This window comes from Paenibacillus zanthoxyli JH29, from assembly GCF_000520715.1.
GTDB lineage: Bacteria > Bacillota > Bacilli > Paenibacillales > Paenibacillaceae > Paenibacillus_AQ > Paenibacillus_AQ zanthoxyli.
On sequence record NZ_ASSD01000236.1, the window covers coordinates 1 to 10,452 of the forward strand.

The window sequence follows — 10,452 nt, forward strand, 5'->3', positions numbered from 1 at the left end:
CGGTTTCTTGTTGTTTTGGGTTTTAAACGTTTTGGCTGCGCCCGCTTGAAAAGCGCCCGGTTTCGAGTTGTTCTGCTGCTTCTTCTGCTCCAGCTTTTGCCGGATGGCATCGGCCAGGTTGATTTTGGGCTTGTCACTGCTCTCGGTCATTTGCGTTAATCCTCCTTGAAGCTTGTAATGAGAATATTTTAATGGTTTTTGAAAACGCCGACAAGGGATACTTTGAGGCGGTGAAACCTAATTATTAACATTTCCCGCCAAATCCAAGTAGAAATCAAGACTATAGACCTGTCATTTACCATGAATTGTAATTTTGATTTGTGAAATTTGGTGCATGTTCCCATATCCGGGGGAGCCTATAATGATTTCAGAAAACAATAACGGCGGCGCCACCTTTGTTGATTTCTGATCATATCCATTCGGGGGACGGTATGAACCAATTAACCAAGCAGCTACTTGCCGCGTTATTATTGTCAACCGCAGTTTACGCTTCTTCGGGCGAGTTCGGGGCTAATTCTGTCCATGCGGCTGAGAATTCGGCCGCTATACTGTCCAGTGCCGCCTCGCAATCGGCCGTCATTCAGTCAACGGTCCGGCTCCGCAGTGCGCCTTCCGCAGGCAGCAAGGTGCTCTCCTATTTAAAAGAAGGGGAGAAGGTGCTGATTCTGGAAAAGACGAATGCTTATTTCTATAAGGTCCGTAACAAGGACGGAGAAATCGGCTATTGCAGCTCTCAGGACAAGTATATTGCTCTGACGACGGCTGAAGCGGCTCCGCAGCCTTTACCGGCTGCTCCTGCGGCAAGCACAGCGGCAGCGAGTATCGAGTCTGTCATTGCTAGAGGGATGTCCTATCTCGGCACACCTTACGAATTCGGGTCGAGCCGCAGCGACACATCCACCTTCGATTGCTCGGATTTTGTCCGGCAGATTTATCTTGAAGCGGCGAATATCAGGCTGCCGGCCGATTCCAGACAGCAGGGGAAATGGGTCAAGGAGAGCAGTTCAGCCGTAACGGATATATCGGGTCTCAAACGGGGCGATCTGATGTTCTTTATGAGCTACAAAGGAAGCTCAGCCGCCGCTTATGCCGGGATTGACAAGTCGGCGGAAAGGATTACGCATGTTGCTCTGTACTTGGGAGACGGACAGATTTTGCATACGTATTCCGTATCTTCCGGCGGGGTCAGAGTAGGTAAATTAAGCGCTTCTTGGACCAATCGGTTCCTCTTCGGAGGCTCGGTTATCCACTGATTATACAGCTTGCCTAGTGCGGAAGCGACAGCAGTACAGTTTGTGACGGGTGCAGTATATGAAAAAAGGGTGTTTCCATCGGCGGGTGCTAATGGGGATGCCCTTTTTGCGCTGGGGGCAGGCCGCCCGGTATACTAGAGATAGTTAGAGTGGAACGCTACTGGACAACGAAGGGAAGAGAAAATATGCCTCATCACCATAAAAAAAGTACGCCGGGCAAAATCCTTTTCCGGGCGTTTGCCGGAATTGTGCTGCTCCTGCTCCTTATCGGAGCGGCCGCCGCCTGGTACGTTGCGCCGGTGAATAAGCTGGATCTGTCTTATGACCGGGTAGATTTTGATCCGAAGCTGCTCCAAATGGTCAGAGACAGAAGCCCTGTGCTGACGCTGACCGAAGACGAGCTGAACAACCTTTTTAAAAAAGGGCTGAACGACTATCTGTCCGAGCATCCGTCATCCTTTGTCCGGATTACCGGAGCCCGGTTCCGGCAGAGTGGAGACCGGCTCGCTGCGGATATTAACGGGCTGGCCGGTCCGGTGCCGTTCGGTGCGGAAGTCGGCATGATCATGGAGGCTTCACCGGAATCGGGCGGGACGATTACGCTGCGTCACGACTATACATCGATCCGGAACCGGAAGGTGCCGAAAGGCGTGCTGTCCTTTCCGCCGATTTCGGTCCGCCTGCGGGAGCATATGCCGTTTATGGTGGAGGTCCGCAAGATTGAACTGTTGGAGAGCGGAATGCGCGTCTCCTTTGCTGTAGATTGGAGCAATCTGCTCCGTTCGCTGATGAAGCTGAAGTAAGCCCGGGAATCCGCCCTTTACGAGAGAGCTCGTCCGGACTTGCTTCAGCTTATTTTGGTTTGCCGAGCAGCCTTATGCCCTTTTTTTCAGCATACGATCATACAATTACATTGACCGCCCCTGCGTCAGACGTCTGCCTGAACGGTTGTTTCGGCTGTAGACCCTAGGGGTAACTATGCAATATTAAGGCAGACTTGAGGCCGATAATATTACGAATCGGAAGGAGTTTATACCCATGATCATTAGCCTCAGCGTGGCGCTTATAGCTGTCGCATTCGCAGTTCTCGTGTTCTTTCTGATCAAGACTCTGAATTCCGCCAAGGCTTCTCTCGACAAAGTGAGCCAAACGCTTCAGGAGGTACAGAAGACGGTCGATGAACTCACTTATGAAGTGAAAGCCACGGTAAGACACGCCAACAAGATTACGGCGGACGTGCAGGGTAAAATAGAGAAAATCGATCCTATTATGGACTCGGTCCAGAATCTGGGCGAGGTGCTCAGCGAGCTGACAATGACCGTGAAGCAGGTATCGGTAACGGTCATTGAGAAATTCCGCAAAAACCGGGAGTTGAAAGAGAAAGCGGAGCTTGTAGCGGTCAACAGCGCAAAGGTGACCCCTGCTGAGGAGCGGACGGTAAATTCCTACAATGCGGTAAACAGCAAGAAGGGGAGATTGGACGCCGTCCTCAAAGGAGTCGATGTCGCCGCCGGTCTCTGGCAGAGATACCGGAAATAGCGTCCAGGCATCCTTATGAGAAATCGTCCAATAGCGCAACCTCCAGCTCCACTGTGGGATGGGGGTTACTTTTAATGGGAACACGCCCTTTTGTCAATCAAAGGAAAGAAAAGGCGATGCCTGCAAATGTTGCGGATGGAAAATACCCGGCAAAATATCGTATCATAGTATTATGCGTATTTTGGATTTTTCGGTCGAATTATGAGACTGTGAGGTGAAGTAATGAAAATACTAATTGTTGACGACAATCCTACCAATATTATCATCATCCGTGAAATCCTAAAAAAAGAGGCTTATCGCAATGTGATTACGGCGGCTTCCGCAATTGAAATGCTGGAGCTGCTCGGAGCCCGCGGCGAGAATCCCGAGCTTAGGCCAAAGCATCCCGATGTCGATCTGATTCTTCTCGATATGATGATGCCCGAAATGGATGGGATCGAGGCCTGCCGGATCGTGCAGCAGTACGCGAATTTGAAGGATATTCCGATTATCATGGTAACCGCCGTCGGCGACTCCAAGAAATTGGCGGAAGCGCTGGATGCCGGCGCGGTCGATTATGTAACCAAGCCGATCAACAAGGTCGAGCTGATGGCGAGAATCCGTTTGGCTCTGCGGCTGAAAGCCGAGAAGGATTGGCATAAGGAAAGGGATCAGCGTATTCAGTACGAATTGAAGCTGGCGGCGCTGGTTCAGAATGCGGTACTCAGTCTGCCGCTGAGAGAAGAATTGTTCGAGGTGCACGCCATTTATCAGCCTTCGTTTGAGCTGGCTGGGGATTTGTATGCCTGGTACGCGCTGGGAGACGGGCGGTATGGGGTCATTTTGCTGGATATGATGGGACACGGCATTTCATCTTCACTGTTCTGTATGTTCATCGCTTCTGTGCTCAAGGATACGGTCACGACTTACGTCGAGCCGGAGAAAGTCATTCAGGAACTGAACCGGCGCTTCAACCAGCTCTATATCGAAAAGCAGCTTGTACAATACTATTTTACAGCCATTTATCTTGTCATTGATACCAAATTGCAGCGCATTGACTATGTGAACGCGGGCCATCCCCCTGCCCTGTTCTTTGAAGGGAACGCCGCCGAACCGGTGCTGCTGGAGAGCAACTGTCATCCGGTAGGAGTGTTCGACCGAATCGAGGCTTCGCCTCAAACGATCACTTATGAGCAGGAAGGCCATTTGGCGATGTATACCGACGGGCTTCTGGAGATGGTAGAGGGGGATCAGGAGGAACAGCTGAAATTCCTGATCGGCGAGCTTGCGGGAGAGCATGAGTGGCGGGAAGAGCCGATGAAGGCTGCTTTTTTCGATGACAAGGCCCCGGGAGAGCGTGATGACGACAAGTGTCTGGTGTGGATTTCACTGAGAATTCATTAATGCGGATATGCCAGTATTCGTAATTCCAGATTTAGGGTAATAGCCTTACATGCAGAATAATCAGCCGTTTGCTAAGAAGACGGCGTCGCAAGGGAGCTTGGAATCAATGACTACAACAGAACGAAGAAGCGATGAGCAGCCCCTTGCAAGAACCGATAAGGACGAGCTGGAAAATATCGAAATCGAGCTTCTGCTCTGCGGTATTCATCGCCTATACGGATACGATTTTCGAAACTACTCGCTGCCTTCCCTGAGGAGGCGGATCTGGCATCGTGTTCATGGGGAGAATCTGTCCAGCATCTCCGCGCTGCAGGAGAAGGTGCTTCATGACCGGGCCTGCTTCGAACGTCTTATTTACAGCCTTTCCATACCGGTCACGGAGATGTTCCGGGACCCCAGCATGTTCCGGACTTTCCGCCAGAAAGCCGTTCCGCTTCTGAGGAACTACCCGTCTATCCGGATCTGGCATGCCGGCTGCTCTACGGGCGAAGAGGTGTACTCCATGGCGATTCTGCTAAAGGAGGAGGGTTTGTACAACAAAGCGCGTATTTATGCCACCGACATAAACAATAGATCGCTTCAGCAGGCCAAGGAAGGCGTGTACGAAATCAGTAAAATGCAGCAGTACAGCCAAAACCACATGGAGGCGGGCGGTAAACGCGCCTTTTCGGAATATTATACAGCGAAGTCTAATTCGGTCATTTTTCAGCCGGAATTGCGCAAAAATATTACTTTTGCCGAGCATAACCTGGCGACCGATACTTCATTCAACGAGTTCCATGTTATATTTTGCCGGAATGTCATGATTTACTTTAACGATGAGCTTCGAGAGCATGTCCACCGCCTGTTTTTCGAGAGCCTCAGCCGATACGGATTGCTTGTTCTCGGAGCCAAAGAGTCCATTCATTTCAACAGGTACAGTGACAGTTACGAGCCGCTGGGTAGAGTGGAAAAGATCTATCGTAAAATCAAATGATGTGTTTAGGATTTAATTAAAGCAAATTCCGGCGAAGAGGCCCTGCGTTGCTAGCCGGAAGCGGCCTTCCGGAGAAGGGAACCGGTTCCTCACTTTGCAAGGAAGAGCCGTTTTGCTGACAGCACTCAGCAAATTTTGTCATGTTATTCCTGTGGGGGCAAGCCTGTACCCCGGCCGTGATACCACGGTCAACCCCGCATAATCTAGCAATTTCCAGAGTATGAAGTCCGGTTTTTTTGTTTCATGAGCGTGACTTTAGGGTTATTGGTAAAGAAAACATGAATCAGGAGAGATTGTCTATGAATACACATAAGAGCGAAAAGTTTCATGTAACGACAAAAACCGAGGATGGCGTGTGCACAGTCTACTTGAGAGGCGAGCTCGATTTGTCAGTTGCTGCCGATTTTCGGTTGGTGATGGAGCCGCTTGTGGAGGATACAGCGCTAAATCTGGCCATTAACATGAAAGAATTGAAATATATCGACAGCACGGGCATCGGAATCCTTCTCTCGATCCTCAAGGCAAGACACGGCTTGGCTGTCAAATTCACCGTGGAGGAAGTTCCGCCGCATATACAGAAGCTGTTCGATATGACCGGTATCGCCAAATTTTTTGCCTCCCAAGAGAACTCCCATTAGGAAAGGACCGAACAAAGAATGAGTGATGATATACAAAAAGTGATAATCCAGTTGCCTGCCAGTGCAGAATATGTCGATATTGTCAGACTCAATTTATATGGAATTGCCTCGAAAATGGGCTTTTCGTACGAAGATATAGAAGATATGAAAGTAGCGGTTTCCGAGGCCTGTAACAATTCAGTTCTCTACGCCTACGAGCAGGAGGATGGATTAGTCGACGTCATCTTTGAAGTAAGTCCGAATGCCTTGTCGATCACCGTCAAAGACGAGGGGGAGAGCTTTGACAATGTAAAAGCATCCGGAGAGCGCATGACCCTGCATGACAAGGAACTAAGCGATGTTCAAGTCGGGGGGCTCGGCTTCTATTTGATGCAGGCGCTTATGGATGAGGTTAACGTCATAAGCGAGTCCGGGAAGGGGACAGTCGTAACTTTGACTAAAAAGCTTCATCTCAGCGAGGAGAGAGTATGAATGAGAGAGTGACTCCCCCAGAGTCCTTGGACGAATCCGTCTCTCTAATTTGGGAATATCAGCAGACCAAAGATAACGATATTGCCACCGTATTGATTCATAGATACGAGCCGATGGTCAAGATGGCCGCAGGCAAGATTGCCCGCAACCGCCCCGATCTTTATGAAGACCTCTATCAGGTCGGTCAGATGGCTCTGATCCGCCTTCTGCAGCAATACGATATCAGCCTTGGCATTCCCTTTGAACCCTATGCCATGAAGAGCATGATCGGGCACATGAAGAATTTTCTCCGCGATAAATCCTGGTACATACAGGTTCCCAGACGCATCAAAGAAAAAGGCGCATTGGTCCAGCAGGCGATTGACGAACTGACCGTCAAGCTGGAGCGTTCACCCGATGTGGGCGAAATTGCGAGTTACCTTGATCTGTCTGTGGAGGAAGCGGTGGAAGTTCTTGCCGGAAGGGAATGTTACCATTACGTATCGCTCGATTCCCCGCTGTCTCAGGAAGAGACCGGCGCCACCCTGGGCGAACTCATCAGCTCGGATGCGAACGACTATGATACCGTAGAGCGGCGCATGGACCTTCAGCAGGCGCTTGGACAATTGAAGGAGCAGGAGCAGAAGGTGCTGCTGCTGGCCTTCCAGGAAGGGCAGTCTCAGCGGGCGATCGCCCAGAAGCTCGGTGTATCGCAGATGAGCGTATCGCGAATTCAGAAACGAGCTACCGAGAAGCTGAAACAGATTATGTCCAATTCGGCTTATTGATGGACGATCTTCTCTTTAAAATAGGATAGGGCATGGAACCGCAGGAGCGGAACCATGCCCTTTATTCGGTGCGCCCTTCAACTGTTGGCGTCAATGTACTTCTTGATTTCGGCGAGATACTCGCCGATGACCGGCACATTAATAAACAGGCTGACGATATAACCCAGTATGCCCAGCACAATGAAGGTGCCGAGAGATAGACCGAGCCCACGGGAAATACCGGCCATGAGATTGGTAATGATCCGCTTCTTGGGATCGGTATAATTCTCGAGTATATCCTTGATCTCTGATTTCTCCAGTAATTCGGCGATTTGGTCCAGCCGGGTATTGAGCCGCTTCACTTCATGGCGGAGCTCGAACGGGTGATCGTTCACTTCGTAGTCCCTTGTCTTTCCTGTCAGCTTTCCCATAAAGTCCTCCTGCTTTCTTATAGCGGAACGGGCCTTGGCTGCTCTGGGAATCAGGCGTCATGCATACCGGCAGCCAGCTGATTGCAGCTGACTGCCAGCTGGAGGGAGAATAAAGCTTAAATCAACCGCGATTTCAGGCAAGCCGCTTAATAGCCAGCTTTGACCTCATCTGAAGCGTTCTTTGCTTCTTCGGAGATATCCTTGGAAGCATCCTTAACATCCTCGCTTATCTCTGTAGAAGCTGCTTCGGCCGTATCCGAGATTTTCTTACTGGTTTCCTGCAAGGTAGCGGCAATTTCCTGCTTGCTGTCGCTGACGCTTGTCCTAATGTCGGATGCTTTGGACGATACGGTACTCGCCAAATCGGAAACCTTGCCGGATACGGTGCCGGCCAAATCGACAACTTTTCCACCGACTGCCGTGGCAAGTGATTTCGTCTTATCGGTAACCGTACCGGAGAATTCTTTGGTCTTGTCGGTTGCTATGCTCAGCTTATTGGAGAGGTCGCTGCGCATTTCGCGTCCCGGCTTGGGTGCGAAGAGGAGGGCTGCCGCCGCTCCGATCAGACCGCCAATAAGAAGACCTTTCGCGAAGGTTGTTCCGTTTTGCGTAGGATATTCCAGTTCTTCTTTACTCATCACAATCACTCCTCAGGTAAAATAAAGTGAATCCAAAGTCAGGCGGCGCGTCGCATGAGTCTGGGGCAAGACCCGATTCCCCGTAACGAATCGCCCCCATCGTTTGGAAGTCGGTATTACGATGAATTTAACTTGGGCTTCTTACTTCGTATATAAACTTTGGCGTATGCCCTGAAACAGCAAGAGCGTATGGGAAAGACTGGTGGAGTATAGCTGTCAAAAGAGAAGAACGGATGCGAAAGTATAGAGTAAATCGTATTTTTTGACCCTTTACAAAAGTCATCACTTAACTGCTAGATTATATAGTTCTTTCAAAACTAGATGGTTTAAACAGTTTCTATAATTATAGAAAAAACACATAGAACATAAGGGAGAGAGCAGCATGGAGACGGTTTTGGTAAAGGAGTATCGGGCCAATCTGATGGAATGCGCCCACAGCGGGCATATTGCCATAGTAGGGGAGAATGGAGTGTTAAAAGGATATGCGGGGGACCCTGGCTTTGTTTCCTTTACCCGTTCTTCGGCGAAGCCGCTGCAGGCGATTCCGGGCATTCGCGGCGGAATTATGGATAAATACGGCCTGAGTGCGGCCGAAATCGCCCTTATGACCGCTTCGCATCGCGGGGAGAGCTATCATCTTCAGGCCTTGGAGAGCATTGCGGCCAAGACGGGTGTAACGGAAAGCTGCATGATCTGCGCTTCCAGCTATCCGCTTGACGAAGGAAGCCGCGAGGAGGCAATTCGCGGCACAGGCAAGCGAAAGCTGTACCATAACTGCTCCGGCAAGCATCTGGGGCTGCTGTCTTACAGTAAATCGAAGGCACTGCCGCTGGAAGGATACGCGCAGCCGGACCATCCGGTTCAGCAGGAGATTCTCCAGACGGTCGCCTACATGGCCGGCCTGGCGCCGAAGGATATCCACCTCGGAACGGACGGCTGCGGCTTGCCGGTGTTCGCTCTCCCTCTAACCGGATTGGCCCACGCCTATTTGAAGCTGGCCTGTCCCGAACTGATCGAAGATAAGGCGACGAGAGAAGCGGTAAAGATCATCACATCGGCCATGCATGCCCATCCGGAGATGGTAGCTGGATACGGACGGCTGGACTCCATACTGCTGGAAGACGACAATATCGTGTCCAAAGGCGGCTTCAAGGGTGTGTACTGCTTCGGGCTGCGGAATGAACGTCTCGGATTTGCCTTTAAGATACTTGATGGCTCCGAAGAAGAATGGGGTCTGATTGTACGCGGCATTCTGGAGCAGATCGGATATGCGAACCGGTCGACATTAAGTAAGCTTGCGGCGGCTTTCCCGGGCTATATCGAGAATGATGAAGGAACGCGTGTCGGTCATGCGGAGACGGTATTCAAACTGGAGTTAATTTGATTGTTCCAAGCACAAGACACAGGCCCCTCCCACCCGAACCTTATTTTCACGGATCGATGGCGAGGGGCCTGTTCGCTGGTTGTGCCGTTACTATTTCCGCAAGCGTCCCAATTCGGAGACGAGAGCCTCCACCTGCGAGATGCTGAGTCTGTCGCTATCCATAACGACTTCGTAAATATCCCGGATGTCTTCATACTTGTCCAGCGAGAAGGCGGAGGACTGCATGGCGGCGGCGCTGGCCATTTTCAGTTTAGTCTTAATGCTTTCGATCATATATTCCACATTGCTCTGGCTCGGGGTCGATAGATCCATAAAGTTCACGTTCTTCCTTTCTGCGCGTTAATCTATGTATTTTACCATGGTTAACGCTGGGGACACCATATTTTGTCGATGAAATTAATTTAATGTAGAATGGATGGAAAAAGCGGCTATCTGCTAGAGCGGTGACGCGGTGACGGAGGCTTGCTTCCATAAGAACACTACCAAAGGGGGGGAACGCAGACATGGCAATCAGGGAACAGGGGCAGGGGAGCGGGAAACGAAAGATGGATGCCGAGGGCCTGACTGCTTTCTTTCGCGAAATCGGAGGGCTGCATAAGCCGGAAGAGATTACCTTCTTGTGCGTCGGCACCGACCGTTCCACCGGAGACTCGCTTGGACCGTTAACGGGAAGCCGGCTGCTGGAATACGGATTTCTCCATGTGATCGGCACGCTTCCGTTCCCTTGCGATGCGGATAATCTGACAAAAAGGATAGTTGAGATTCCTTCCGGGCATGTCGTGATCGCCATCGATGCCTGCCTTGGTCCGCACGCGGCCGTAGGCGATTATTACACCTCCATGGAACCGCTGCATCCGGCTAAATCCGTAGGACTGACTCTGCCCGCAGTCGGGCATTACAGCCTGGCCGCCGTCGTTGGCGCAAGCGGACCAAAGCCGTACCTGACGCTCCAGACAACGCCGCTGCATCGTGTGATGGGCATGGCGGGGACCA

General features: G+C 51.0%; 13 protein-coding genes. 10 read left to right on the plus strand and 3 right to left on the minus strand.

All coding sequences use genetic code 11. From position 1 onward, the window contains the following. Positions 1-431: 431 nt before the first annotated feature. The 8 genes from L691_RS0108625 to L691_RS0108660 all read left to right on the plus strand — a co-directional run bounded on the left by L691_RS0108625 (position 432) and on the right by L691_RS0108660 (position 7,027). Positions 432-1,253: a C40 family peptidase gene (locus tag L691_RS0108625; protein WP_025690003.1), complete on the plus strand. Its 822-nt coding sequence runs from the start codon at positions 432-434 to the stop codon at positions 1,251-1,253. Positions 1,254-1,438: 185 nt separating this feature from the next. Continuing rightward, the gene (locus tag L691_RS0108630; protein ID WP_025690004.1) at positions 1,439-2,056 is read left to right on the plus strand and encodes a hypothetical protein; all 618 of its coding nucleotides are present in this window, start codon (positions 1,439-1,441) and stop codon (positions 2,054-2,056) included. A 235-nt stretch (positions 2,057-2,291) separates the two neighbouring features. Next, entirely contained in the window at positions 2,292-2,792 is a 501-nt protein-coding gene (locus L691_RS0108635; protein ID WP_025690006.1) for a DUF948 domain-containing protein, read from the plus strand. Between the two features lie 222 nt (positions 2,793-3,014). Next, positions 3,015-4,175, plus strand: a complete 1,161-nt coding sequence (locus L691_RS0108640) for a PP2C family protein-serine/threonine phosphatase (RefSeq protein ID WP_025690007.1) — start codon at positions 3,015-3,017, stop codon at positions 4,173-4,175. 106 nt (positions 4,176-4,281) lie between these two features. Continuing rightward, positions 4,282-5,151, plus strand: a complete 870-nt coding sequence (locus tag L691_RS0108645; RefSeq protein WP_025690009.1) for a CheR family methyltransferase — start codon at positions 4,282-4,284, stop codon at positions 5,149-5,151. 299 nt (positions 5,152-5,450) lie between these two features. Next, positions 5,451-5,789, plus strand: coding sequence for an STAS domain-containing protein (locus L691_RS0108650; RefSeq protein ID WP_025690011.1), 339 nt, complete (start codon positions 5,451-5,453; stop codon positions 5,787-5,789). An 18-nt stretch (positions 5,790-5,807) separates the two neighbouring features. Further along, positions 5,808-6,260, plus strand: coding sequence for an anti-sigma B factor RsbW (gene rsbW / locus L691_RS0108655; protein ID WP_025690013.1), 453 nt, complete (start codon positions 5,808-5,810; stop codon positions 6,258-6,260). Continuing rightward, positions 6,257-7,027, plus strand: a complete 771-nt coding sequence (locus L691_RS0108660) for a sigma-70 family RNA polymerase sigma factor (RefSeq protein WP_025690014.1) — start codon at positions 6,257-6,259, stop codon at positions 7,025-7,027. Before rsbW ends, L691_RS0108660 begins: the two co-directional genes overlap by 4 nt. Before the next feature lie 77 nt (positions 7,028-7,104). Here L691_RS0108660 and L691_RS0108665 read toward each other — a convergent pair whose 3' ends face one another. Next, entirely contained in the window at positions 7,105-7,437 is a 333-nt protein-coding gene (locus L691_RS0108665; RefSeq protein ID WP_025690015.1) for a DUF5665 domain-containing protein, read from the minus strand. Between the two features lie 146 nt (positions 7,438-7,583). After that, positions 7,584-8,075, minus strand: coding sequence for a YtxH domain-containing protein (locus L691_RS0108670; protein WP_025690016.1), 492 nt, complete (start codon positions 8,073-8,075; stop codon positions 7,584-7,586). A 382-nt stretch (positions 8,076-8,457) separates the two neighbouring features. Between L691_RS0108670 and L691_RS0108675 the strand changes: the two genes are divergently transcribed. Then, entirely contained in the window at positions 8,458-9,459 is a 1,002-nt protein-coding gene (locus L691_RS0108675) for an asparaginase (RefSeq protein WP_025690017.1), read from the plus strand. Between the two features lie 90 nt (positions 9,460-9,549). On the opposite strand, the gene L691_RS0108680 is transcribed toward L691_RS0108675, so the two are convergent. After that, on the minus strand, positions 9,550-9,771 hold the full coding sequence (locus L691_RS0108680) for a DUF1128 domain-containing protein (protein WP_025690018.1): 222 nt from the start codon (positions 9,769-9,771) through the stop codon (positions 9,550-9,552). Positions 9,772-9,962: 191 nt separating this feature from the next. Here L691_RS0108680 and yyaC point away from each other — a divergent pair. Then, positions 9,963-10,452, plus strand: a 490-nt coding sequence (gene yyaC / locus L691_RS0108685; RefSeq protein WP_025690019.1) for a spore protease YyaC, incomplete at its 3' end; no start/stop codon positions are given.